This window comes from Halalkalibaculum sp. DA384 (assembly GCF_043951955.1).
In the GTDB taxonomy this organism is placed as follows: Bacteria; Bacteroidota; Rhodothermia; order Balneolales; family Balneolaceae; genus JAMQKA01.
In genome coordinates this window covers 1-26,309 of the sequence record NZ_JBINJE010000024.1, presented here as the reverse complement: position 1 = coordinate 26,309, position 26,309 = coordinate 1, and the positions used below count along the sequence as shown (strand labels likewise).

24 protein-coding genes are annotated in these 26,309 nt (G+C 48.7%); 16 read left to right on the top strand and 8 right to left on the bottom strand.

Features of this window, described 5'->3' with window-relative positions; all coding sequences use genetic code 11:
- Nucleotides 1-14: 14 nt before the first annotated feature.
- The 3 genes from ACG2E4_RS13315 to ACG2E4_RS13305 all read right to left on the bottom strand — a co-directional run bounded on the left by ACG2E4_RS13315 (nt 15) and on the right by ACG2E4_RS13305 (nt 2,040).
- Nucleotides 15-1,121 carry a hypothetical protein gene (locus ACG2E4_RS13315; protein WP_395276867.1) on the bottom strand — a complete coding sequence of 369 codons (1,107 nt, stop codon included), beginning with the start codon at nt 1,119-1,121 and terminating at the stop codon, nt 15-17.
- A 64-nt stretch (nt 1,122-1,185) separates the two neighbouring features.
- Nucleotides 1,186-1,512, bottom strand: coding sequence for a metal-sulfur cluster assembly factor (locus tag ACG2E4_RS13310; protein ID WP_395276866.1), 327 nt, complete (start codon nt 1,510-1,512; stop codon nt 1,186-1,188).
- A gap of 168 nt (nt 1,513-1,680) precedes the next feature.
- Entirely contained in the window at nt 1,681-2,040 is a 360-nt protein-coding gene (locus tag ACG2E4_RS13305) for a ferredoxin family protein (protein ID WP_395276865.1), read from the bottom strand.
- Between the two features lie 166 nt (nt 2,041-2,206).
- Here ACG2E4_RS13305 and ACG2E4_RS13300 point away from each other — a divergent pair, with 166 nt between their 5' ends.
- From ACG2E4_RS13300 to ACG2E4_RS13240, 13 genes are all read left to right on the top strand, one after another.
- Entirely contained in the window at nt 2,207-2,953 is a 747-nt protein-coding gene (locus tag ACG2E4_RS13300; RefSeq protein ID WP_395276864.1) for a hypothetical protein, read from the top strand.
- 370 nt (nt 2,954-3,323) lie between these two features.
- Nucleotides 3,324-3,959, top strand: a complete 636-nt coding sequence (locus ACG2E4_RS13295; RefSeq protein WP_395276863.1) for a helix-turn-helix transcriptional regulator — start codon at nt 3,324-3,326, stop codon at nt 3,957-3,959.
- Between the two features lie 176 nt (nt 3,960-4,135).
- A complete protein-coding gene (gene gdhA, locus ACG2E4_RS13290; RefSeq protein ID WP_395276862.1) occupies nt 4,136-5,539 on the top strand; it encodes an NADP-specific glutamate dehydrogenase in 1,404 nt (467 codons plus the stop codon).
- 97 nt (nt 5,540-5,636) lie between these two features.
- The gene (locus ACG2E4_RS13285; RefSeq protein WP_395261816.1) at nt 5,637-6,008 is read left to right on the top strand and encodes a DUF488 domain-containing protein; all 372 of its coding nucleotides are present in this window, start codon (nt 5,637-5,639) and stop codon (nt 6,006-6,008) included.
- Between the two features lie 200 nt (nt 6,009-6,208).
- Nucleotides 6,209-6,442, top strand: a complete 234-nt coding sequence (locus ACG2E4_RS13280) for a hexameric tyrosine-coordinated heme protein (protein ID WP_395276875.1) — start codon at nt 6,209-6,211, stop codon at nt 6,440-6,442.
- A 169-nt stretch (nt 6,443-6,611) separates the two neighbouring features.
- A complete protein-coding gene (locus ACG2E4_RS13275) occupies nt 6,612-6,806 on the top strand; it encodes a hypothetical protein (protein ID WP_395261815.1) in 195 nt (64 codons plus the stop codon).
- A gap of 91 nt (nt 6,807-6,897) precedes the next feature.
- Nucleotides 6,898-7,653: a DUF2249 domain-containing protein gene (locus tag ACG2E4_RS13270; RefSeq protein ID WP_395276861.1), complete on the top strand. Its 756-nt coding sequence runs from the start codon at nt 6,898-6,900 to the stop codon at nt 7,651-7,653.
- Nucleotides 7,654-7,872: 219 nt separating this feature from the next.
- Nucleotides 7,873-8,823: a quinolinate synthase NadA gene (nadA, locus tag ACG2E4_RS13265; RefSeq protein WP_395261813.1), complete on the top strand. Its 951-nt coding sequence runs from the start codon at nt 7,873-7,875 to the stop codon at nt 8,821-8,823.
- Nucleotides 8,824-8,992: 169 nt separating this feature from the next.
- On the top strand, nt 8,993-10,141 hold the full coding sequence (locus ACG2E4_RS13260) for a cytochrome P450 (RefSeq protein WP_395276860.1): 1,149 nt from the start codon (nt 8,993-8,995) through the stop codon (nt 10,139-10,141).
- Between the two features lie 767 nt (nt 10,142-10,908).
- Complete coding sequence (locus ACG2E4_RS13255) at nt 10,909-12,234, top strand: TolC family protein (RefSeq protein WP_395276859.1); 1,326 nt, start codon at nt 10,909-10,911, stop codon at nt 12,232-12,234.
- 2 nt (nt 12,235-12,236) lie between these two features.
- Entirely contained in the window at nt 12,237-13,355 is a 1,119-nt protein-coding gene (locus tag ACG2E4_RS13250) for an efflux RND transporter periplasmic adaptor subunit (RefSeq protein ID WP_395276858.1), read from the top strand.
- A 20-nt stretch (nt 13,356-13,375) separates the two neighbouring features.
- Nucleotides 13,376-16,474 (top strand): efflux RND transporter permease subunit, encoded by a 3,099-nt coding sequence (locus tag ACG2E4_RS13245; protein ID WP_395276857.1) that lies wholly within the window; start codon nt 13,376-13,378, stop codon nt 16,472-16,474.
- 100 nt (nt 16,475-16,574) lie between these two features.
- Entirely contained in the window at nt 16,575-17,120 is a 546-nt protein-coding gene (locus tag ACG2E4_RS13240) for a hypothetical protein (RefSeq protein WP_395276856.1), read from the top strand.
- Nucleotides 17,121-17,137: 17 nt separating this feature from the next.
- Here ACG2E4_RS13240 and ACG2E4_RS13235 read toward each other — a convergent pair whose 3' ends face one another.
- Both ACG2E4_RS13235 and ACG2E4_RS13230 read right to left on the bottom strand, forming a co-directional pair.
- Nucleotides 17,138-17,701, bottom strand: a complete 564-nt coding sequence (locus ACG2E4_RS13235; RefSeq protein ID WP_395276855.1) for a TetR/AcrR family transcriptional regulator — start codon at nt 17,699-17,701, stop codon at nt 17,138-17,140.
- Entirely contained in the window at nt 17,702-18,139 is a 438-nt protein-coding gene (locus ACG2E4_RS13230) for a hypothetical protein (protein ID WP_395276854.1), read from the bottom strand.
- Nucleotides 18,140-18,390: 251 nt separating this feature from the next.
- On the opposite strand from ACG2E4_RS13230, the gene ACG2E4_RS13225 reads away from it, so the two are divergent.
- Both ACG2E4_RS13225 and ACG2E4_RS13220 read left to right on the top strand, forming a co-directional pair.
- Complete coding sequence (locus ACG2E4_RS13225) at nt 18,391-18,777, top strand: hypothetical protein (protein WP_395276853.1); 387 nt, start codon at nt 18,391-18,393, stop codon at nt 18,775-18,777.
- A 112-nt stretch (nt 18,778-18,889) separates the two neighbouring features.
- Nucleotides 18,890-21,169, top strand: a complete 2,280-nt coding sequence (locus ACG2E4_RS13220; RefSeq protein WP_395276852.1) for a TonB-dependent receptor — start codon at nt 18,890-18,892, stop codon at nt 21,167-21,169.
- A 347-nt stretch (nt 21,170-21,516) separates the two neighbouring features.
- Here ACG2E4_RS13220 and sugE read toward each other — a convergent pair whose 3' ends face one another.
- Both sugE and yiaK read right to left on the bottom strand, forming a co-directional pair.
- Entirely contained in the window at nt 21,517-21,837 is a 321-nt protein-coding gene (sugE, locus tag ACG2E4_RS13215; protein WP_395262466.1) for a quaternary ammonium compound efflux SMR transporter SugE, read from the bottom strand.
- Nucleotides 21,838-21,966: 129 nt separating this feature from the next.
- Complete coding sequence (gene yiaK, locus ACG2E4_RS13210) at nt 21,967-22,980, bottom strand: 3-dehydro-L-gulonate 2-dehydrogenase (RefSeq protein WP_395276851.1); 1,014 nt, start codon at nt 22,978-22,980, stop codon at nt 21,967-21,969.
- A gap of 394 nt (nt 22,981-23,374) precedes the next feature.
- Here yiaK and ACG2E4_RS13205 point away from each other — a divergent pair, with 394 nt between their 5' ends.
- Entirely contained in the window at nt 23,375-24,418 is a 1,044-nt protein-coding gene (locus tag ACG2E4_RS13205) for a hotdog domain-containing protein (protein ID WP_395276850.1), read from the top strand.
- 641 nt (nt 24,419-25,059) lie between these two features.
- Here the strand turns inward: ACG2E4_RS13205 and ACG2E4_RS13200 are convergent.
- Nucleotides 25,060-26,043, bottom strand: coding sequence for a GlxA family transcriptional regulator (locus ACG2E4_RS13200; RefSeq protein ID WP_395262463.1), 984 nt, complete (start codon nt 26,041-26,043; stop codon nt 25,060-25,062).
- Nucleotides 26,044-26,309 lie beyond the last annotated feature (266 nt).

Sequence of the window (26,309 nt, the reverse complement as noted above, 5' to 3'; positions counted from 1 at the left end):
CGATTACATTTCTATTACGATTGCCTGACGGGCTGCTTTTTCTTGCGTGAAGCACGGATCAACTGGAAGAGTACGCCACCCAGGAAAAGCAGGATCGCCAGCACGTTGCCGTGGCTCCCGATTTTTCGGACTACCGGCCACCAAACCAGATCTCCCATCACCCGGGCCAGTAGAAAACCGTGAAGAAGAATCAGCGGCAGATAAAAATAGGGGTGCCAGGGAACCAGTTTTCCCGAAAGAGAGGGTATGATGACCGATGCGTGGGCAAAGATCATGCTGAACACAAAGCCCACAAATATCATGTGGAGGAGCCCGTCATACAGCGGCCCCGCCGTCGGGAAGCCATGCCAGAGGCCAAACAGGCCGGACAGGATCAGCCACCCGTAGCCCGTCAGTAGGCAGATGGCACTGTAGCGGGTCCACTCCACCGATTTGATGGTACGGCGGGCCACATCATATTTAACGAGCCACCCGGCCACCCCGATCAGAAGTACGGATGCAATGGCCCAGCCAATAGTTCGGTCGATATGGGTTATCGCCAGAGCCCCGATCCACCCCAGGATGAGCCCGGCAAACAGTTGCTGGGCCTGCTTCGGGGGACGCATAATACGGTTGAGCTCCAGCCGCTCCCCGAAAATGGTAAGCATGGGGAAGGCAGCCCACCAGGCTACCAGGGTATAGATTGGATAACCGGTTATATAGAGCACGTTTCCAACCATCAGTGAAGCGGCTCCAAATGCCATAATCAGGTGGTAGATTTTGGGCTGCAGGTAGTACAGGTAACTCATAACGAGTGTCAACCCTATCGAACCCAGAAGCAAAAGCCACTGGCCCGCAACCACCGGACCCGCCAGCAGTAATACCGTAGAGGCCGCCATCAGCACCGGGGCCATATAAGCCCATTTCTTTTCAAGAGCAGCCGCGCGTTCCAATCCAATGAGTGTTCCGAGGAATCCGTTGATCATAAGCGGGCCATGAGCTATGGGGGAAACCGGCTGAGTGGGAGCATCGCTTAAAAAGCCCAGGCGGACCAAACCGGAAAACAATCCGGTGAGCAGCCCCACGGCCGCAAAAAAGAGAAGACCAACCAGCACTTTGTTGGAGACTTTACCAGCGTTCATTTAATCTTTGAAATTTTGAATGGTTTCTGATTTTATGTGAGCCAGATTTACATACTTGCTTTTTTCACACTTGAGCTCGTGGCGGGGGATGGGCAAAAAACTCGACGTCCGGTTTAATCATATCAACGTTCCACTCGGGCTCCCAGACCACCCGGGTTTCAAAAGCCTTGATCTGATCGATTGAATCCAATGCCTCTTCCACTTTCTGTTGAAGAAAGCGGCGCATGGGACACCCGGGCGTGGTGACCGTGTATTCCACGACAACCACATCCCCTTCCGGGTATATACCGTACACCAGTCCGAGATCAACAATATTGACTCCCAGTTCGGGATCGATAACTCCTCGGAGCTTCTGAACAATGGCCGTTCGATCTAAAGTGGATAAATCCATAATCTTTCTAACAGTATTGACTAGACGGGAGTGAAACCCCTGAGCGAGTACCTTTGCAAAAGCTGACCTCTGTTTGGAAAAGTACCCGCCGGGTATCTTTAGTTATTAGTTACTAGTTATTGGTTGATCAAGCCGATTCTGAATAACTAATCAACCAATAACCAATAACTAGTCTACGGGCTTCGCCTCACCATTCCAGCTTTCGACCAGGTATTCGCGCTTGTCCTCGCGCTTTCCCCATTCCTCGGCATTGGGCAGGGGATCTTTTACTTCATTGATAATATGGGCTGCCCACTCTTCAGAAAGACGGTCATTGAGTTCGATGTATTCCTCCCACTCCATAGGCACTTCGTCATCGGGATAGATGGCATCCACAGGGCATTCAGGCACGCAGGCATCACAATCGATGCATTCAAAAGGATCGATGACCAGGAAATTAGGCCCTTCCCGAAAAGCATCCACGGGACAGACGGCCGCACAGTTGGTGTGCTTGCACTGAATACAGGGTTCGGTAACGACGTACGCCATAGCAGTAAGTGTTAAACGATTCTCAATTGCTTCAGGGGAAAGGTAGGAGCCTGGAAAATTAATATCAACTATAAAAACGGTTTTAACCTTTTTTATTGATTTAATGGTTCGGCATTCCTATTTTGAAACAGCTTGAAAAAACGATCACGGAACGAACCTGACTATTATGGATACCCATTCAGCCCTTGCAAACCTGACTCCTGAAGCTACTATAGAAGAAATTATTACAGCCGACCAGAAAGCCGGAGATCTGCTGGCGTCCATTGGCATGGAACCGGCAAGCCACAAAAGTGAAACCCTGCGTTCGGTATGCCAGCAGCTGAAGTGGAGTGAAGAGGAGGTGCTGGCGTGGGTTAAGAAAAACCGGGTTGCCAGGAATACTCAGGAGCAAAAGTCCAAAAAGTCTGACAAACCGGATTCCGGGGATGATCTAACTTTGTGGCGCAATCATATTGTAGAGGAATATCATCCCCGGCTCCTTTCCCTTCTTGGGCAGATCACCCATGATTTTCCCCGGATTCACCAGGTACACGGCAATCAATACACCTGGCTGAAACATATGCAATGGCCGCTTGAGAAATTTGACGATAAGCTTCAGTTCTATACCTACTTTGAAAGCCAAAAATTCTTCCCCCTTTTTGAGAACCTCAACGACGGAAGACAGGGGATCATGGATGGGACCATCCAGAAAGTAAAACGAGGAATCGGAATTATTCAAGAAGATCAGGAAGAGCTGGAGAACCTGGTGGGGAGGATTAAGCGAAAAGGTAATCAGCTTAACAACCCCAGCGGAGCCTGTTCGACGCTGCGCATTCTCAATTATAACTTGAATCAGCTATTTTCCATACTCAGCGAGCAGTTTGAACTGGAGCGGCAGAAGCTGTTGCCCCTGGTACGCTCAAAATATAGATAACGTGATCTCAGGTTAAGGAATGTAATAATAAGTACGAGAAGGAGTTGTTTTCCGGCCTATGAAATTTTTGTTGGAATAGTGACCGCAGCCGGAGCGTTAAGAAACCATTTCTGTTTGAGATCCGCGCTTCCCAGCGGATCGAGTTAAATGGTTTTAGCTGCGGCGGAGGGAACGGAACAAAAATTTCACCAGCCGGCGATTTTTTTGGTTCGTTTTTTCATCGGTGAAAAAATGAACATTATAAAAAGTGTATCCAAAGACCTTATAAGCAATATAAACATTATTTCTTATCTCGAGCTGACGTTAGATAGTTTGCCGGCTGCACCGAGCACATTACGAATAACCAATTACAAATAACCAATATCTAAATATGTTTACCGGCTCAAAAAAAGAATTGTTGGATCTAATTAAACGAGAAGGAGCTATCTCAATTGATGATGCGGTCGACGTGGTTGAGCTGGCCAAAACAACCGTGCGAGAACACTTCCTGCAGCTTGAACGGGATGGGTACATCAAGCGGGACTACGTTCGGTCAGGGCCCGGGCGGCCTAGTCTTCAATACCAGATGACTCAAAAGGGAAATAACCTGTATCCGTCGTATGAGTCAGTGATGATGAGAGAGTTGCTTAAATATCTCAAGTCAAATGGGGATGATGAAACCATAGAGGATTTCTTCCAGGCGTTTTGGGACAAGCGAATCGAAAAAGCCCGGAGATCTATGGACGAGGCTTCGGAAACTGACAGCTACTCCAGGGCTGAAGCATTGAAAAAAATGCTGGAGGAGGAGGGCTTTATGCCCGAATTCAATATTGATGAGGAGAGTGAAGCCCTGACGGTCAAGGAATGCAATTGTCCATTTAGCGAGGTGGTCAAGGAAACCAAACTGCCCTGCAAGCTGGAGGCGATGTTTTACAAAAAACTGTTTCAGGGCGATGTCGAACGCACGTCCTATATCGCCGATGGTGATTTTTCCTGCACCTATGATATTTCGTTGAAGGCAAGCTAGTGTAGTTATTGGTTGATTCGTGTATTCGTTATTTGTGGGGTATACCACATTATTTTCTGCTTTATGCCCAGTTAACCCAGGTGGACTATCTAAAAAATTTATTGAGTACTGTATTACAAATTTGATGGTAATAGCACTAGCTAATCACTGATAAATAAGTTTAACACCACTTACCCATGACGGAAGAACAATTAAAATCTAATACAATAGATAACCCGGAGCTCAAAACAAATGGAGCTGTAGGTTACAGTTCTATCGATACATTTCTTAAAAGGGTTAAAGAAAAAAATCCTGGTGAAATTGAATTTTTTGAAGCGGTTAAGGAAGTCATTGATTCCGTATGGGAGCTGCTGGAAAAGCATCCCAGATATCTGCATACAAATATCTTGGAACGACTTACCGAGCCCGAGCGGGTCATCATGTTTCGCGTGCCGTGGACAGATGACCAGGGACATGTGCATATCAATCGTGGCTACCGGGTTGAATTCAATTCAGCGATCGGTCCGTACAAAGGGGGACTGCGTTTCCATCCGTCGGTGAACCTGGACATACTCAAGTTTCTTGCCTTTGAACAGACCTTTAAAAATAGCCTGACGACGCTCCCGATCGGGGGTGCCAAGGGGGGAGCCGATTTTGATCCCAAGGGAAAATCCGATTCGGAAGTCATGCGATTTTGCCAGTCCTTTATGACGGAGTTGTACCGGTATATTGGTCCCGAAACGGATATACCCGCCGGAGATATCGGCGTCGGCAGGCGCGAGATCGGGTACCTGTTTGGCCAGTACAAGAGGCTGAGTAATGAGTTTAACGGTGTAATGACCGGCAAGAGTGCAGAATCCGGCGGCAGTCTGCTGCGACCGGAAGCAACAGGGTATGGGCTGGTCTATTTTGTCAGTGAAATGCTTCAGGCCCAGAATCAAAACCTTGAGGGACAAACCATTACAATTTCCGGGTCCGGGAATGTGGCCCAGTTTGCAGCGGAAAAATCGATTCACCTCGGCGGCAAAGTGGTCTCGCTTTCGGACTCCGATGGCGCCATTTATGATCCGGAGGGACTGGATGAGGAGAAGCTGGCGTTTGTCAAGCATCTTAAAAATGAGAAACGCGGTCGCATTCGCGAATATGCCCAAAAATATGATGTCACCTACCTGGAGAACCAGACACCGTGGAATATTTCCTGTGACATCGCCCTCCCGTGTGCAACGGAAAACGAAATTGGCGAGCAAGATGCCATTGCGCTGGTCGAAAACGGTTGCCGGTGCGTAGCAGAGGGCGCCAACAAACCCTGCCAGCCGAAAGCCGTGCAGGTATTCCTGGAAAACGGGTTGCTGTTCGGACCGGGAAAAGCAGCTAATGCCGGTGGTGTGGCGGTCTCGCAGTTGGAGATGGCTCAAAATAGCATGCATACCCAGTGGTCACGGTCAGAAGTAGATACCAGGCTCCAGGAAATTATGCGAAATATCCATTCAAAATGCATAACACATGGTGAGGCAGGCGGTAACATCAACTATATCAAAGGGGCCAATATTGCGGGCTTCATTAAAGTGGCGGATGCCATGCTTCAGCAGGGCCTGGTATGATCTGCTTGCATTGAACCGCTCATTTAAAAGAAATTGGGATAAAATTAGACCCCCTTCGACTTGCAAATTGGAATTACAAATGAACATAGTAAAGTAGATGAGTCAGCCAACGTTTAAACTCAAACGCATTTACGAGGAACCCACCGCTGATGACGGATACCGCGTGCTGGTGGATCGCCTTTGGCCGCGGGGCGTCTCCAAAGAGGAGGCCCGGCTGGACGAGTGGCTCAAAGAAATTGCTCCATCCACCGAGTTGCGCAAGTGGTTTGATCACGATCCAAACAAGTTCAAAGCCTTCAGCAATCGGTATAAAACAGAGCTTGCAGAGAAGCAGCAGGTAATTGAAGCATTACTGAAAAAGGCCGAAAACCAACAGGTAACCTTGCTTTTTGCTGCCAGGGATAAGGCGCATAATCACGCCATTGTCTTAAAGGAATTTTTGGATACATACGCTGAGGAATCCTCATAAATGGGTGGCATCGGTTGTGAGAACAGGATCTCACAAGGATTATAAACGGATATTTATAATGAATATGAGTTTTACCAACCAACCTCAATCAAGAAAAAGACAGGATCATGACTAAATATATATCTGCAATCGTACTGGGCATAATATTACTTGTAGCCGGAACGGCATTTATATCTATACAGGATAGCGATACAACCGACATGGCAAAAAAGAAGGATGAGTTATCCCTGATTACTGACACCCCTGAAGAGGGATTTGAAGTAGCGGTTCAACTGGCCCGAAAAGGGGTGACAACCACCCAGCCTGACAAGGATGTGCTGTTCATGTTGCGGGATGTGTATTCCAAGGATCCGGATGCGCTTATTGCCAGCTCACACGTTATTGCTGTGCACTACCAAACAGTAGCCGAAGCCAATAATTACTGGCGGGAGTAGAAGAACAAGGAGCTGCTTTTGGGTGCAATGTTCTGAAATATTCAGGATGATTGTACAATCCTGGCTGGTGTAGTTATTGGATATTTGTTGGAAAGCTACCGCAATTGAGAAATTGATGCCGGCTTTCTTATCCTGAGTTGATCTAAACAGAAAATTAAACAGTAGTATTATGAGTGAATACTTAAAAACTCTTTCTGCCGATCAGCTGGAACATCTCATAAAGGAGAAGATCGATGATTACCTCGGGGGTAATTTCACCTGTACGGTCAAAGATCTGAATACGCCCAACGTAAACACGGAAGGGGACAAAATTACTTTTGTGGTGGAATTGCGAGACCAGGAAAATACCGGCTCTCACCATTAACCGAACTTCTTCAAAAAGTACCGTGAAGGTTTGACTATTGTATTTTAATTAAAATAGGACTAAGTAGTATTAAATCTTTTAAATACATCTTATGAATAACTCAATTAGCGAAACAGAAGAACTGGATGTACGCAATCTTATCCCCGTTAAACGTCATGAAAAACTGTTGCAGCTTTTCAAGGAGCTGCCCGTGGGCGAAAGCTTTACTTTTATCAACGATCATGATCCCAAACCGCTGTATTATGAATTCCGGTCAATTTACGGGAATGTAGTGGGATGGGAATACATGCAGCGCGGAGGGCAGGAGTGGAAGGTCAGAGTTACAAGGACCGAAGCCTCAAAAGGGCGGGAATTCAGGGAAATTTCCACTTTGATGGATCTCCGCAAAGCCGATAAAAAGGACTGGAAGTACGTGGTATTTCATCGTTACGGCATGATGTTGAAAGGAGATACGATGGAGCTTGTTGCGGAAGAAGATCCGGAAGAGATTCGCAGGATTTTCGGCAACAAATTTGAGGGCGAGCACGACTGGACGTATAAGAAGCAGGAGGCCGGAGAATACATAATCCATATCACGAAAAAGGAGGAGAGTGATGTAACGGCCGAGGATGTTTCGATTGTCAACAAATTTGATGTCCGTCCCCACCCGCCGGCCAAACGCCACGATATGATCTTTGATGCGTTTGAGGAGCTGAATCCCGGAGAGGCGTTTGTGTTTACCAACGATCACGATCCCAAGCCGCTGTATTACCAGATGGAGGCGGAAAGCGATGATCCGTTTGAGTGGGAATACCTGCTGGCCATGCCCGGGGAGTGGAAAGTGAAAATCACGAAAAAATCGGAGTAGTTCCCTGTTGTAAAATCACAGCCTGTGTTGTAGATGGAGGTCCCAAATAGAAAGTGGCATCCTGCACTTCTTTTAACGGCTTTATAACATGGTTTAATCGCAGTACGCACAGGTTTGTTGAGTTCAGAAAAGTCAAATGACTAAACCAGTGGTGCGAGGCATTTACAATGTATGTTGCCCCCGCTTCACTTGTAATCGAGATCACAAGCAAGAATTGTTATGAAAACGACGGTCGACACAGAGATAGCAGAAGAGATAGGCAAACTGAAACGAGAAAAGAAGGCCCTGATCCTGGCCCATAATTACCAGGTGCCGGAGGTGCAGGAGGTGGCCGACTTTATCGGCAGCTCGCTGGGACTGGCCCGGCAGGCCGACCGCACCGATGCGGAGATGATCGTGTTCTGCGGGGTGCACTTTATGGCCGAGACCGCCTCGATGATATCGCGCGACAAAAAGGTGTTGATACCGGATCCGGAGGCCGGCTGCTCGCTGGCCGAGACCATTACCGCCGACCAGCTGCGGGCGTGGAAGGCGGAACATCCCGGCGCGGTGGTGGTTTCCTATGTTAATACCACCGCGGAGGTAAAGGCGGAGAGCGACTACTGTTGCACATCCTCCAATGCAGTGCAGGTGGTGGAATCGATCCCCGAAGACCGGGAAATCCTGTTTCTGCCAGACAAGTTCCTGGGCACCTATATCGAGATGCAGACCGGCCGCGACCTGAATATCTGGGACGGCGTGTGCCACGTGCATGAGAAGATCGGGGAGCTGAACCTGGCTGAGGTGCAAAAAGAGCACCCCGATGCGGAGGTATTGATCCATCCCGAGTGCGGCTGCTCCACCTCCTGCATGATGCGTTCCTCCATGTATTTTGACTGCAACGACGCCCATATCCACTCTACCGGCGGCATGCTGGAGCACGTGGCTGAATCGGAGGCGGAGGAATTTGTGGTAGCCACCGAAACCGGCATCCTCTACCGCATGGAGAAGGAGAATCCCGGGAAAAAGTTCTACCCGGCCAACGAGGAGTCGGTCTGCGAGTTTATGAAGATGATCACCCTCGAAAAGGTGCACCGGGCGCTCAAACATGAGCAGTATGAGGTCCGCGTGCCGGATGCCCTGGCCGAACGGGCCAAAAAGCCGATAGAACGGATGCTGCAGATTTCCTGACCAGAATTAAATATGAATTTTCGAAATCAAATATCAGTACGGACGTAGCATGCTACGTCCCAACCAAAACCCAATACGGGGTATCCAACAAGAACTCGACGCAGGCATCCTTATTCTAAAAAAACCCCCTGGGGGAGCAGTAACTGAAATTAACGAAGCAGGTATCTTTATGAGTAATAGAAACGGGTCGAATTGGGACCCTTTTTCCGTCAACGTACAGCGGGATCAGCGTTCAGCCTATGACGAGATGCGTGAACACTGCCCGGTGGCCTACAGTGCTTCATGGGGCTGGTCGGTATTCAGGCACGCCGATATAATGGATATACTGCACGATAGTGAGACATTCAGTAATAACGTGTCCTCACATACATCGGTGCCGAACGGAATGGATCCGCCGGAGCACACCCAATACCGGAAGCTGGTTGAGGTCTATTTCGAAGATGACCGGATTGCGGAATTTGAGCCCAAATGCCGAGGTGTCGCTTCCGATCTTGTGGATCAAATCACCGGTTGTGGAGAGGTGGAGTTCATCGACCGGTTTGCCCGGACATTCGCGGTGCGGGTACAGTGTGCATTTATGAGTTGGCCCAAGGAGATGCATCAAACCCTCCGGGAGTGGACGATCAACAATATCCGGGCGATCCGCAACCGGGATCGCCCGGCAATTAAAAGGGTCGCCCGACGGTTCCAGCGGCATATGAAAGAGCTGTTGAGCACGATACGGGAAGCCGACCCAGACCAGAATATCACCGCTCATCTTCTGCATCAAAAGGTAAACGGTCAGCGGCTGACCGATGAAGAGATCATCAGTATTCTGCGGAACTGGACGATGGGAGAGGTGGGGACTATCACCAACGCCATCGGTATATTGGTCCATTTTATAGCTGCCCGCGGTGACGTTCAGTCCAAGCTTCGGGCAGAGACCATACGCTTGGAAGATGCGATCGAGGAGATATTGCGGCTTTACGGCCCGCTGGTAACAAACCGTCGTAAAACCAGATGTCCGGTGAACATAAGTGGGCGCAGGATTGAGGCCGGGGAGACGATAACGACAAACTGGGTGGCTGCCAACCGGGATGGTCAGGCGTTTGAGGAGGCCGAGGCATTTAACCCAGAGCGGAATCAGGAACAAAACCTGTTATTTGGAGCGGGTATTCACGCATGCCCGGCCGCACCGCTGGCACGAATGGAATTGCGGGTGGTGCTGGAGGAATTGCTGAAAAAGACGAGCGATATTTCTTTATCCCAAGATACACCGCCTGTCAAAGCCCAATACCCGGAAAGTGGCAACAACCGTTTATATTTGCAGCTGAAATAGCAATTAACTGAACGCGCTTGAGCGACTTGTTGTGAAGCTATTTGGCACAAAAATAAATAAGGAATCCCCAGACAGATGCCAGGTCCTGGCCTGCCGGCAATTGGTAAGGCTGAAAGGGTAATTTAGATGCACGGTCTTTCGCTATTGCCTTTAACTACGTTGCATTAAAGCGGGGGATAGCAACCATACTGGACCTAAAAGCCTCAATACTGAGCAGAGGTGTTCATTTTGACTTGATCCCAAAGGTATGAAAAAGATCTAGGCGGGGAAAGGTCACTAAACTAAGTTTGACATAAGAACGGGATATTTCCGTGAGGCTGCCTAAAAAAGGCTCAACAACAACAAGAAGATGCATACGGTAATCATGTTAACACCAAAAGAAATTGAAGGTCAATCCTCCTTCTCCAGAGGAACTCGTTGGTAAAAATGAGCTACCCCCCAAGTCCCTCTGGAGAAGAAGTATTTAGGGAGATTGACCCGCGTTCTCCATCCCTCTCCCAAAATCTAAAATCCTTCATCCCTAATCCCCCATCCGCTCTTGCGATTCGTGAGTCGTCCGGCAAAATATAGCGCAGCCGAAGTTTAGCTATTTGTGGATTGGTTATCCGTTATTTGTTGAACCTACAACGAATTCCTAATAACCAATAACTAATCCCCACCAGTGATTTTTTAAACATGCCCTACTTAATATTGGGGACCTTTGAATATTGACTGTCAAAGAATTGAAGCTTATATTGTGAGTGAACGTTCACTTATAAATCAACAGCATGAAATTGTTACGCAACCTCCTTATTGGCAGTTATCTGATCGGCGGACTTGCATGGCCAGCTTTCGCTCAAACCGAGACGGTTACCCTGCCGGAAGCGATTGATCGGGCGCTGGAACATGCCACTACCACCCGCATTGCCGAGGCTGAAAAAGAAGCAGCTGAAGCGGGCAGTGGACTTTTGTCTTCCGACTATATTCCCAAAATAAACAGCAGTCTGTCATATACCCGCTCACAATTTCCCCAAATTGTAACTCCCATTCGCCGGCAGGGAGCTTTTCCCCCGCTGGACGACCAATTATATGAGGCCAACATTCAGGCCGACTGGGAGATTTTTGATTTCGGTGAAAGTCGAGCTATCAGGCAAAAAGCAAAAGCGCTGGCCGATGCAGCCAATGTGAAGTATGAACTGGCCAAAATGGAAACCATTGAATCGACCGTGTCGGCTTTTGTTCAGCTGCAGCAGCTCAGGGAGCTCAGGCGGGTGCAGCAAGGACGGCTTGAAGCTTTAAAAAAGAGCAAAGAGCAATTAGAGTCGCTATACCGCGAGGGTCGGATAGCCAACGTTGACCTTCTGAAAATTGAGGACACCATTGTAGATGCTAAGACGTCAGTAACAGCAACCAACAATAATATTGACCAAATTTTGGAGACACTCTCAGACAATTTGGCCCTGCAGGATCCATTGGTCTTGGAGGAAGTAGTTCCACTGAAATTTGAGAATGATTTTCTGTTTAATCCGGATCGCGCCCATGCCGAGCAGGCCCCATCCGTTATGGCTGCACGAGAGAAAAAACAGGCTGCACAATTTGAGGTTAAGGCATCATATCGTGCCTTTTTACCCCAGTTCAATCTCTTTGCAGCCGAACAGCTCCGGTCGGGCGCCGACTTGGAAATAGATGACCAGTGGATGGTGGGCATCCGGTTGAACATTCCGCTTTTTGCCGGTAAGAAAATTGTCAACAACCAGGTAAAAAAGAGTGAAGCCAGATCACAGGAGATCAGGCTGGAACAGGCCCGTCAACAGTATCGACAGCAGCTAAACAAATTGATAAATGCTCAATTCGAAACGCAGGAAAGAATACAGGCAACGGAAACCCGGGTAACGTACCTGGAAGAAACCTATCGCGTGGAGTTCAGTTCTTATCGGAAAGGCAGAACCACGCTAACCGACCTGCTGACCACGGAATCCAAATTAAACAGCGTACGGGCAGAACTTATTGCCAGGCGCGCGCAGCTTAGGATGCTCAATCTTAACACAGCCGTTTTAACAGGACAACTAACCAGGGAAATAGCGATAAAAATGGCAGAAGGTGAACAGTTATGAACATGAATAAAAAAGATATCTTGACCGTCTTTATAATAGCTCTACTGGGCACTGTTACCATTTTATGGTTTACCGATAACAGTGAATCCGCAGCGGCCCGAGACACAAATTTGACTCAACAGAATGGCGGTGTAGCCGTTGAGGTCACCCGGCCAACGGTGAAAACCGTTGCCGATCACCTGCCGTATTTGGGGACGGTCGCTGGGACCAAAGACGGAACCCTTTCCTTCCGCACAGGTGGGACGCTCAACGAAATCAACGTTGAAGAAGGTGAAGCCGTCAAACAGGGGATGCTGCTGGCTGCCGTTTCGGTTCCCGAACTGGACGCCCGGCGCAGGCGCGCAAAAAGCGAGTTCAGGAAGGCACAATCATCAAAAGTTTTTTGGGAACGTGAAGTTACCACCGACAGCACGCTCTATGAAGAGGGGGCCATTTCACAAACGGCATTCAATAAAACCGCCTTCAACTATGAACAGGTCCTGAGTGGTTATTATGCTGCAGAGGCGGCGTTGGATGAAATCCAAGAAAGAATTGCACAAACCCAGCTTGAGGCTCCCGCCAATGGCAGGATTGGATCAATTATGATCCGGGAAGGCAGTAACATCGGGCCCAGCCAGCCGGTCTTCTTTTTCCACCAGGGGCAACCAGTAATATATGCTGATGTATTGGAGCAGGACCTCCGGAAAGGTATTAAAGAGGGAACCCCGGTTTCGGCAGAATTGCAAAATAAAATGGTGACCGGAAGGGTGGAGCGAATAGATTACCAGGCCAAACCGCCGTTCCGGAGTGTTCGTGTGTTTACCTCCTTCCCTGATTCTGCTCTTGCCGGCCGACCACCCGGGGCGGGCATTTCCCTGACTTTTGAAGTCAACAGGCAGGAAGATGCCTTGCTGGTGCCGGTATCCTCTGTCGATTTACGAGGGGATACCCCACGCCTGTTCAAGGTAAACAATCAAATGGAAGCGGAGGCCCTACCGGTAGAACTCGGCATCCAGCTCGGGGAATATCGACAGGTAAAAGGTAATGTATCCCCAACTGATAGAATTATCAGCTCCGGCGTCAGTAATGTAAAGCCCGGCGACCGGGTGGAAATTGCCCGTAAACTCACGTCTATTAATTAAAATTACGATCACCATATTTTATGAACTGGGCAGGATTTTCAATACAAAACAGGTACACTATTTACGCGCTGTCACTGGCCATCCTGGTGTTTGGTGCGCAATCATATCTTACGCTACCCATCTCGCTGTTCCCGGAGACCTCCCCCCCGGTGGTTACCATTATTACCCAGTATCCCGGTGCCACTGCGCTTGATGTTGCTGAAAAGGTATCTGAAGATTTGGAAGAGGAAGTGTCAGCCCTTGACGGGATCGCAAAAGTAACCTCCAAATCGCAAGACGGATTGTCCGTTGTTACAGCGGAATTTCAATATGATGTAAGCGTGGACCTGGCGGCCGTGGATGTGCAAAATGCGGTAAGCCGTTTCAGCGGCAGGCTTCCGGAATCCGTCAGCGAGCCGCGTATATTAAAAATCAGCTCGAGTGATAAGCCGGTAATTACGCTCGGTATCAGTTCAAATGACGGTAACTTGAGGAAGGTGCGTCAAATTGCCGACGACGAAATTGCCCCCATCCTGCAGCGCCTCAGGGGCGTTGCCTCAGTGGACATATTCGGCGGGTACCGCCGGCAGATCAACATTTCCATCAACCGCGATCGTATGGAAGCGGCCAATCTTACGCTGGGTACCATCAGCCGGTCTGTACAGTCGGCCAACATCTCCAGGCCGCTGGGCAGTATTGAAAACAACCGGCGCGAGGTGCTGCTGCGTTTTGACGAATCACTGACTACTGCTGAAGAGATTAGAGGTATACCCATAAAAAATGAACACAACCAGCGGCTGCTGATCGGCGATATCGCAGAAGTGGAAGACGGTGTGGCCGATCCGCAAAGTGCATTCATGGTAAACGGAACTGAGGTTGTAGCCCTGCAGGTACTCCAGCAGGATGATGCCAATACCGTGGAGGTGGTAAGTCGCGTTACGGGCGAGCTTCCCAGTCTTCGACAGCAGTATCCCGGCTTAACGTTTGAAGTTGCTACCGAAGAGGGATCCTTCACCGAGCAGGTCACCGGAAATATGGCTACGTCCATAGCCCTTGCGCTGTTCCTGGCATCGTTCATCATATTTGGATTCCTGGAGAGCATCCGGCGCGCCTTTATTGTAAGTATCGCCATGCCCATGAGCTTCCTGCTTACATTTGCCCTGATGAAACTCAACGGCATGGAGCTGGACCTGGTGACGCTTTCGGCTATTATCCTGGCTGTTGGTATGGTGGTTGATGGCGCTGTGGTGGTTATTGAAAATATCAGCCGCCACTACGACGAGGAAAATCTTTCTGCCAAACAAGCAGCTATTGATGGCACCGGGGAGGTTTTCTTCGCCGTGCTTGTGGGAGTGGCTACGACCATCATTGTCTTAATTCCCTTTCAGTTTCTAACGGGATTTGTAGGCAAGGTTTTTGGTCCGCTCTCACTCACCATGATCTTTGCCTTCGGATCTTCCATCCTCATGGCCGTTACCCTGATCCCGCTGTTGTTTTTTCTTCTTGAAAGAAACAACTCGGAAATCGGATCATGGATTGAAAAATATATCGCACCCTTTAACCGTGGGATGGATAACATTCGGGATGGCTATCTGGTACTCCTCGACTGGTCGCTGAAACACCGCGCCATTCTGCTGACCGGTACCCTGATCATATTTATCGGAAGCATGGCTCTGCTGGCTATGCGGGGGATGGAAGTGCTGCCCAAGCTGGACTCCGGTTCCTTCTTTATCTCCGTGGAGGCTGAACCGGGCAGCTCGTTTAATAAGACAAAATCGATTGTCTGTGACATCGAAGATCTACTCAAAGAGGATAACGATGTGATTAACTATACGTCTCAGATCGGGTTTGAACCCGATGCCAAATTCTTTGGTGATGCCGGGGCCATGGGTGTACAGCAGGCTTTTATTACCGTTGAACTGGTCTCTCGCAAAGAACGGGAGCGCTCAATCTGGGATATCGAACATCAGTTGCGGGATAAAATAAACCGCATTCCCGGAATTCGAACAGCCGTGCTAAAGGAGATGGGCGGAACGGCTAAAAGCACTACTGCTGCTCCCATTGACGTGCGCATATCGGGACCGGATTTGGAGCAGCTTAACAGGCTGGCCAAGGAAGTGGCCGAGCGGGTACGCAATGTTGAGGGGGCTGTTAATATTTATCGCCAGTGGACCCTGGAACGACCTGAAGTACAATTTACCATTGATCGCTATAATACGGCCTTTTATGATCTCACACCCGGCTATATCGCCCAGGAGACATTTGCCGCCGTAGATGGGGTGCCGGTAAGCAGATTAGATGCACCTGACGGCACCGATCCCAATATTGTGGTCAGGTATGATTCTACCAATCGCAGGGTGTTGGATGATGTCTTGCAGACCAAACTGAAGCCCGGGCTGCCATTGTCATCCGTGGCAAAAACCGATGTGCAGCTGGCCCCGAACCTGATAACGCGTGAAAACCTAATCCGTACGGCCGACGTGCTGGGCTTTACCTACGACCGGGCATTCAGCCACGTCATTGCCGATATAGAATCATCCATCTCCGAAATGGAGGTTCCCAATGGATATGAATTGCAGGTAACCGGTGAAAACTCCGACCTCCAGGAGTCGCGTTCACAAATGCTGGGCGCCCTGCTGGCGGCTCTCATTGCTGTTTACCTGCTGATGGTGGCCCAATTCCGCTCGTTTATTCATCCATTGACGGTTATGCTTGCCGTACCGCTTGTCGTGGTGGGAGCTGCAATTGCCTTGATCATTGCCGGCAAGGTGATCTCCATGTCGGTGTTGATCGGCTTCATTTTGTTGGTTGGTATAGCGGTTAACAACTCGGTCATTCTCATTGATTTTATTTTGCACCAGATGAAGGGCGAAAGCCGGGAAGAGATTGTAAAAAAATCGGTTGCGGTTCGGTTTCGTCCTATTATGATGACCACCTTCTCAACGGTGATCGGTATGTTGCCACTGGCGCTGGAGCTGGCACTGGGGGCCGAGCGGTTTTCACCCATGGCCATCGTCATTATCGGCGGACTTACGGCCTCAAGTATTCTTACCATGGTGGTGGTGCCCGTCTTTTATACCGTGATTGATGATTTTACATCCTGGCTGGGAGACATAAAATCAGCAACGGATTCCCAATAGAATTTTGCCATGCCCCCTAATCCAATCAATCCCCAACATAGATATCTCCGGTTGATAGCCGGGGATATTTTTTAACCAGGTACGAAATTAACCATCAGTGATGATTTTATTTAACAAGAGGATAGTACTATTCGGATTCCTGGTATTACTGAATTTGCCAGCCATTGCTCAACTATCGATAGACTCAATTCCTTTAACCGATATTTCTAAACAATCCTTTGAAACCGTTGAAGGTGATAAGATTACACTTTCCAATATGCAGAAGGAAGGGTTCTTCCTTTTTCTCTTACCTAAACCCGGATCAACGTCGAAAGGGAAAAAGATTATAAATATTATTCGTATATGGATGAAGGAGATAACATCCGAAAACAAGCAAACTTTTTCGCTTTTGATAGTGGAGCCGTACCAAACATCGTTTCCATTTTACAGCATCCAAAAGAGTAAATTAAAAAGAGAACCATATCCAGTTGTTATTGACAAAAATGGTTCGATTATTCAGCAATTTGGCATCTCTGGAGGCGAACCGTGCATTGTAATAGCGGATAAAAATCTTGACATAATCGGCACCTCCTTAGTTCATACCGATCCCGAAGAAATAGAAAAGAACGTGGAATGGATAATAGATTTATTATCCATTGATCAATAGGCAACGAAAATTCGGCATTATTTCAACATCCGCAAAACGGCTTTAACCGTCTCGTCAATAACGTTCTCCGGCTCCAGTGATGTTATATTCCGCTGAATAAAAATGGTGCTGCGCTGTACCATCCCCACGATCCAGGCAACGGCAATCGTCGGCTCCGATACCTGAAATAACTGTTGCTCCATCCCCTCCTGCAGCGCTTCCTCAAACACATCTTTTGGCAGGGGTTTGGCCAGCATATCCCGGGTAATGATCTCCTCGCGGTGATTGGCAATGAGTATATAGGAGAACTCCCGCGAGTGCTTAAAGGCAAATTCAAACATGGCGCGAACCAATATCTCAATCTTCTGTTCCGGGCCGGATTGTTCCCGGACGGCTTTTTTCAAGGTACTTCGGAACGTGTTGGCGCAGTCCAAAAAGATGGTCCGGGCAAGATCACCCTTGCTTTTAAAATGGCGGTATATATTTCCCTCTGCAGTATCAGCCCCCTCCGCAATTGCCCTTACTGAGGTCGCATCTATACCGTGCTTCACAAATAGTTGTAAAGCCGTTTCCAATATTGCCTTTCTTTTGGTATCGCCCACTTATCTTCCTTCAATGATTTCTGTTCTGAAATTCGAGTGACAGCTTACGCAGCCCTGCTGGATAATACTGTAGTGTTTCAGAATTTCATTCATATTTTGTGCCAGTGCATCTTTTGCCAAAGAATCTGCCTGGTTATGCACCTGCATGTCCAACGCGGCAAAAGCTTTCATTTTTTGCTTGCCGAGAATACCGGCAATTTCGGTTCGCTGGTCCGCCGGAATTTTGGGATGATTTAGAATATTGTGTGCACCCGACCAGATCGTTTCGTAATTCTCGTTCCAGATACCAACCTCTATGGTTTGCATATCCATCATCAAACGCTGCATGATCGTTGTAATCGGTTGTGTATCATCCTGCACGGGATCACTTCCGATCTCAACCATCGCTACTGAAAAAAATATCACCAACACACAAAGAAGCAAAAATTGATGTTTCATAATCAAATCCATTTAGTATGTGAATGTTTACTCACAATATTGTAAATTTACCTTGGTATTGCAATTAGAGGTTTTTGATTTTCTTGTAAAATTTATTTGATTGGTGATAAGTTGTATCTATTACAGGGCCTCCTAATTAATGAGATGACAAGATGTAGCCATGTGATGTCTTCATAACATCACGGCAACGAAAACTGAATAAGACGTGCTTTGTTTTGCTGACTCCCCTTAAAAACATACCACCGGCTGTATTGATTTTATTCCTTTCGGCCTGGTCGCTGCAAAGCCTCTCACCGGTTTTGACACAGCAGTTATCCCATTCCGGCAGCGAGGTTATGGTATGCGAAAAACCGAGCAATAACGGGACCACCTGCGAGATGAATGGCACTAACCGTTGCAATTGCAGTCACCACTCCTCGGATAATACAGAACATGACAACACCGTCACCATTTGTGGGTGTACCCATCACGGGAACGAAGTAGTGGGTATAGCGTCTCCATTTCAGATTAAAGCCCCGCTGGTTTCGGCTTTTGGCGGGATCTCCTTTTCCCCGACTTCCATCCTTCCCGGCATGAAGCAGCATCGGCCGTTTATCTTTACGGAAGACATTTTCCATCCGCCCCGGCCAACCGCATGATCTCCTTTTTTCCAATCAAATTTCATCAATCACGCTGCATCACTGTGCGGTAACGCTATTGCAATAGCAATATCTCGATTGTGATGCGGATGAACGAAACCATATTAGAATCATGCGAACACAAAAAATACTTTCTTTGGCAATTGGACTGTTACTCCTTACTGTTTTCCCGGGTTACGCCTGGGCTCAACACACGTTTACAGGCAAAGTGCTGGACCGATCAACCAGTACACCGTTAACCGGTGCCCACGTGCATTGGTTGGACGGCGGTGTAACTACAACGACGAATACCAACGGCGAATTCAGCTTTACTGCAGATGTCGAAACGTTAATCCTGCGCATTACCTATGTGGGCTACAAAACTGAAACCGTTGAACTCAATGCGGGAGATGGTGCAGATGGAACAGCAACAATCTACTTGCGAAAATCCAGGGAGGCGTTGAGCCCGGTTACGGTGCTGGCAAGAAAAACCTCCGCCCAGCCCGACCAGTTTTTGCAGGCCATCTCGACCGTTAACCTTTCGCACGATGCGGGACAGTTTCTCAAGGATTCGCCCAATATTTCAGGCATTCGCAAAGGCGGCGGTTTTGGCGTCGATCCCGTACTGCGCGGTTTCCAAAAAAATCAGCTGATGGTGGAGATGGACGGCCTGCTGCAATCCCAGGGTGCCTGTCCCAACCGGATGGATCCCCCAACAACACACATTCAGATGGAGCAGATCGAAGAAGTTGAGATTCTTAAGGGGCCCTATGCCCTGAAGCACGGGCCCTCGTTTGGCGGTATCATCAATTTCAAATCACAGCAGGCGAACCATTTCGGCAATCCTGCTATTTCGAGTTACGTAACCGCCGGTTACGAAAGCAACATCGACCGCCAGCGCTATGCGGGCGGCATCAAAAAAGAGGGCGGCCGATGGACGACCAACATATACGGGGCTTTTGCATCCACTGAAAATTATGAGGACGGTTCCGGAAACAGCGTTAGCGCCGGGATGTCGAATGCCGAATATTCGGTGGAAACATCGGTCCAGTTAAATAGTGCCAACACCCTTAAAGCCAAACTGAGTCAGAATTTTGCGCGGGATGTGGAATACCCGGCGCTGATGATGGATATGCGGGAAGACAACATCACCAACGCCACGCTTACCTATACCAAGGCTGATCTCGGCAGGGGACGCTTTAAAAGCTCGGTTTTTGGCTCGTACGTTGCACACGTTATGGATAACCTGGATCGCGAGATGTCAAAAATGACCGAAGCGGTTACGGACCTGGCCACGGAAACCTACGGGTACGATATTTCCTATGTGCTACCGGGGACATCGGGCAGCTGGACCTTCGGCGCCGACGCCACGCTCAGGTATATGGAGGGATTTCGCACCCGCGATTTCAACATGGGTCCCATGGCCGGGCAGACCGTCACCGATAACGTCTGGCAGGGTGGAAAACGCAATCGTTTTGGCGGTGTGGTGGAATACCAGCCGATTATCAGCGAATGGAACGTGGTGATCTCTTCCAGATTCGACTACTACTACTCCAATGCCGGCGATCCAGATACGTATTTTGCCCAGTCCCTCGGAACGCTCGACCAGGAGCACCTGGGATGGAGTGCCAGCGCCGGCTTTACCAAAGATCTGCATCCGAACTGGACGACCGGCTTCTGGGTTGGACGATCGGAGCGCTACCCCGGCATGGATGAGCTTTTTGTCAACTACCTGGCCATCGGGATGGATCCCTATGAATACGTAGGCAATCCGCAGTTGAACTCCGAGGCCAACCACCAGGTAGATGCGATGCTCAACTATACGAACGAAGTCATCAGTATTGAGACTTCACTGTTCTACAGCTACGTGACCGATTATATCAGCGCGGCCGTTCGTCCCGATTTGAATCCCAAACAGATGGGGGCACCGGGCGTAAAGCAGTTTGTGAATGTGGATCAGGCTGCCTTGTACGGATTTGAGCTGACGTTCCAAAACAATGGGCGCAATAAATTGGGTTACAACCTGTCCACCGCCTATACCATTGGCCGCAATGTAACGGCTGATGAAGATCTGCCTCAGATTCCGGCTTATGAAGCAAACCTCAAACTGGACTACCCTTTCCTGAATAATAAGTTGATTCCACAACTGCATCTCCGCGGAGTGGCCGAGCAAACCCGTGTGGCCGAATCGTTCGACGAGCAGCCGACGGACGGTTACCTGTTGACAAGTTTCAAACTGAGTTCCCAACTGGGTCGCGGAATTCAGCTTTCGGCAGGCGTAGACAACCTGTTTGACGTGACGTACCACGAGCACCTGAACCGGAGCTTGCAGGGATCTACACTACCACTCAACGATCCCGGGCGAAGTTTCTTTGTTGAGCTCAAATGGAACGGGATACTTTCATCACTCTAACACCGATCAAAACAATCATATGGGGATGCTTTATATGTATCCCCTCATGATTGTTAAATGCAGCGTTATCAGCTATTCAATAGTAAGATTAGGGCATCCTCACAACCATATTACTTCATTGACTAGCAATGAAGTAGATGTCTTAATTTTTTTAATAAATGCAAGGAATTTGACTAATTTTCCAAAACGTTTGCAATTTTTCGGTCCCCTTATGTCAATGTAGGATACTGTTTGTATAAAATAGCTTTGCCAGCCGCAGACCGACCGTGCAGTAATGTCCCTCGACACAGGGAGGATGCAACGGAACTCGTGGTTTGTCTGGCATAACCTGATTTTGCAAAATTTACCTAATCGGGAGAAACAAGTTTCAGGCCTATTATCCCGGCGATTATAAGCAGGATACAGCTGATTCTGAGCAGATCCCTGGATTCATCAAACAAAATCATTCCCAGTATCGCCGTTCCCACTGCTCCAATGCCTGTCCATACCGCGTACGCTGTTCCCACCGGAATAACTTTTAACCCTTGAGCCAGGAAATAAAAACTGATCACCATTGCGATGACCGTACCAATGCTTGGATAGAGCCTGGTAAAACCCTCAGAATATTTCAGGCCTACCGCCCACACTATTTCAAACAAACCAGCAATTATTAAGTAAAACCAAGCCATATTATTCATTTTTCAGAAAAAGGTGTATGGGTTACAACCTGAATAATTCACCAGGATTTTAAATAATATTTTTGTAGAAGGCTTTGACATAGTCCAGGTACGTTGTTGCTGCCAGAAAAAAGTGTCGGCCTAACCGGATTGAGATGAAAGTTGTATAATTTTTTTCCACACTGATTCACTGACCGGAATTCCATGTTCCAGATGCTCCTTTCGCGTTGCCAGGGTCCGCTCCCCGGGATAATATGTACGTTCTCCATCCTGTATTGGAGGCACATCATGTACATGGTCAATAATTTCATCCAATAACTGGTTTTTCAAGTTGCCATCAGCGAACTTTTCGGGATCGATGCAGATAAAAACCTGGGAAATGGCGATTTCCTCGTCATCATCAATGTTGTGTGTTGGATTGCCATCAGAAAGCAGGGCAGCCAGCATGTCCAAGACGATTGTCAGCGCTGATCCTTTCCAGTAGCCCGCGGGCAGCGCATGTCCCGTGGCAAGTATTTTTTCAGGATCTCTTGTCAAATTTCCCTCCCTGTCCCAGCCGCCGGCAAACGGGAGCGACTCATTGTTGAGCTTGTAGGTATTCATTTTGCCCAGCGAAAATTGGGAGGTGGCCATATCCAGCACCACATGACCCTTTTCTCTTGGAATAGCAATGATGAAAGGGTTATTTCCGATCCGGTTTTCCCGGCCACCCCAGGGCGGCATATTGGATTTCGTATTTGTGAAGCACAGGGCTATTTTCCCGGCATCTGCCGCCTGCCACCCGTAGGTACCGCCGCGCATCCAGTGATTGGTGTTGCGCAGTGCCACACAGCCGATCGTATGTTCCCGGGCAAGCGTCATCGCCCGCTCCATGCAGTGATGAGCATTGGAGACCCCGGGCGCCAGGTTGCCATCCCAACGCTCGAGGACCCCGAAAGAGCCCACTTTTTCCGGCTCGGCAGCAACGTCGATCAGTCCGCGCTCCACATAATCAATAAAGGAAGGGAAGCGGTTGAGTCCGTGCGAATAGACCCCGTCGCAACTAGACTGGGTGTGCGTTTGAGCGATAAGCCGGGCCCGTTCTTCCGGGAAATCATAGTTTCGCAAAATTTGGTAAAGCTGCTCGTAAATTTCTTGAAAACTCCGTTTCATCATTGAATATTTTTCCTGGTTTCTAGCAGTTTGGGGTAACAAAAACTCAGTTCGATGCAAGTCGCAGCCATCGCGGGCTTGCCTGGAATACGGCAATTATCACTCAACAATCTTCCGCAGGCGGAGTTGCAATGTAGCCAATGAGAGTGCAGCGGGCAAGAGTATAGAAATCCGGGCTAACCTGCACTTCTCACGAAAATTATTTTATTTCCCTCGAAATACAGTGCGGGACATTGATTTATGCCGAAAATACGAACCCGGGATGTAGCAAACGGCAAAATGGTCTTATATACTGTGTTGAACTGACATATGATGCAAATGAAACAATATTCGTGATGGCATCAGTTCGCTTTTATTTTATATTTAGAAACGTGTTTTCATTTTCAATTATCCGATTATGCGTCCTTTAGACACCTCCATTGAGCGAACTCTCCCGTTTAGCAGTGACCGTCAGCTGCGTCGTAAATTCATGATTGTGGACAGGCAGATTCCCGGCAATATGCGCTGGGGACGACTGCTGGAGCATCTCGACAAGCTGGCCGAGGATGTGGCGCTGGACTATGTCCACCAGTTTGAACCCGGGGCACGTGTGGTGACGGCTGCCGTCGATGATATCGCCCTGCATGTTCCGGGCGATATAACCAGGGATGTGTACCTGCGGGCTCGCATCAATTATGTAGGGCGAACCTCCATGGAGGTCGGCATCAGGGTTGACCAGGACAAGGAGGCGGAACACTCACTGGCGGCCTGTTACTTTACGATGGTGGCGCGTACGGGAGAAGGTGAAAAAGCCGAAAGCCTGCCCATCCCCCCGCTTGAATATGAATGCGACCTGGAAAAAGAGCGATACCAGGCAGCGATCGAACGGCGCAAATCATACCGCCGGCAGATTGACGCGCTGGAAGAACCGCCGAGTAAAGAGGAGTTCCACCATCTGCGTAAACTGCACCATGCGCAGGAAAAGGAGGGGTTTGACGGGCTCCTGGCCGGAGATCTTATTCGCAGCAGCATGGAAAGAATGTACCCGGATCATGAAAACGTACCCAAGAAAATATTTGGGGGCTACGTCATCCGCCGGGCGTTTGAGCTGGCGTTGATGCACGCTGAGGAGATCGCCCCAAACCGGCCGGTATTTGTACGCGTGAACCGGATCAACTTTCTGCAGCCGATCCGTATTGGCGACAAACTCGATTTTACCAGTCGCATCGTATATACGGGTGAAACTTCTATCAGCATTGAAATCGATATTGAGCGCACCAGCCTGGATAAAGTGACCAAGGCGCTTTCCAATACCTGTGTGTTCACCTTTGTAAATGTGGATGAAAATATGGATCCTCAGCCGGTTCCCACGGTATATCCTACGACGTATGCTGAAGATGAGCGATATCTAAAAGCACATCGCCGCCGTAAAAAGGAACGGCAGATGGAGCCCGCCGGGTAATAAAGGGATCCAGATCATTTAGAGTATCTCATGAAAATGTTGGTAACTATCTGCCTTTCGGGGCTTCTTAATCATGATTCCCTGTTTATTTTTTCATCGAAGAAGACAAACCGCAACATTCGCCGCCGGAGATAGGTTATTGGTTTAATTCAAAAAACGAATAACCAGTCCGCAAATAACGAAACCGCGCCTGTGCTAAAACCATTGAACTTAATTCTAATACTGGCGCGGGCGTCTCGCTCGTGCCATTCCTGCATGCAGCGGAGTGGGGGATTATGAATGAAGGATTTCGAAGGAGTAGGTCGTATGAACGGGGTATTGCACCATGTCCAAACCCGAAGAATTTCTGTTTTATGAGGAGCAGGCGATTCATCTGAACAGCGGACGGGATGAGGTCCGCCCGGGGAGTTAAATTCTTCTTGAGTTTTCGGTTCCTTTTGTATCAAGACAAAAGAAACATCTCTTCTGTTAAAACCGCTTTTTGTGTTGAGGCTTTTCGTTCCGGTAAGATTGCTATCCCCCGTATTAAATGAGAGATAGTTGAAGGCAATAGAGGGAAAACCGGGCATCTAAAATACCCTTTCAGCCTTACCAATTGCCGGCAGGTCATCTGTCTGGGGATGCCAAAAAAAGGTCGGTTTTTAGACGGCTACGGCATCGCGGTTGTATTTCTCACGGTATTCGATCGGCGTCAGGCCGGTGATCCTGCGGAACAGGTTACGAAAGGACTTGGTATCTGAATAGCCGACCTCGTACATCACTTCGGTCACATTTTTACGGGTTCGCTCCAGGTCTTTTTTGGCCGCCTCAATTTTTACGCGCTGGACATATTCCGTTACCGTATTGGAGGTGGCCCGCTTGAATCGCCGTTCCAGCGTACGGCGGCTCAGTGCCAGTTTATCGGCCAGTTCATCCACGCGGATTGTTCGCTCGTAATTTTCTTCGATGTATTCCTGGGCCGATTTAATTTTCTCGTCGGCGTGATCTTTTTGTCCTTCAAACATGATAAACGGCGACTGGCTTTCGCGATCGATATCAATGGCAAATGCTTTGGAAATATGCACCGCCACCTCTCTGCCGGCATTCTTCTCGATCAGGTACATCAGTAAATTCAGGAAAGCGTAGGCTCCGCCGCTGGTGTAGATGCCGTCCTCCTCTGTCATGATCTTTTCATCCACCAGCTCCACTTCGGGGTACAATTTCCGAAAGCTGTTGGCGTGCATCCAGTGGGTGGAGCATTTTTTGCCATCCAGCAGGCCCGTCTCGGCCAGGAAAAAAGCCGCCACGCACATGCTGGCCACTTCCGCCCCGTTTTTATACTGGTGTAAAATCCAGGGGATAAACTCCTGGTTTTTCTTTTTGGCGGCAGGCACATCATCAAAAATGGCCGGAATGATAATCAGGTCTGTTTCCCCAACTTCCGTCATCAGGCAGTCGGGGGTAACCGAAAAGATACCGGGCGACTGGCGGACCTCCTGCTCCAGTCCCACCAGGTGGATATCGAACACCGGCTTCCGTCCCAGCTGCTGCAACGTCTGGTTCACCATCGACAGAATTTGGTGCGTACCGCCGATGTTTACGACACTGGCATTACCGCGTGGGATGAGGATGGATACGTGTTTCATCGGTTTGGGCATTAATTAACAGTGACTGGCTCCGGTAAAACTATTATCAATTAACCAAAACCCGCTGTCGCAATCAACCCGCAAGAATGGCGTAATCACCACGGGTGGAGTTGCATTTAAGACATTATGTTGGAATAGTATTCAATTGAACCCTCAAATCACTTAACCCGGATTATTCACGAAGTAGAACAAATTACGGCTTAAGCCAATGATATTATGATATCCAGCGATAGTACCCGGTAGCTCAAATTTGGGTATCCTCACAA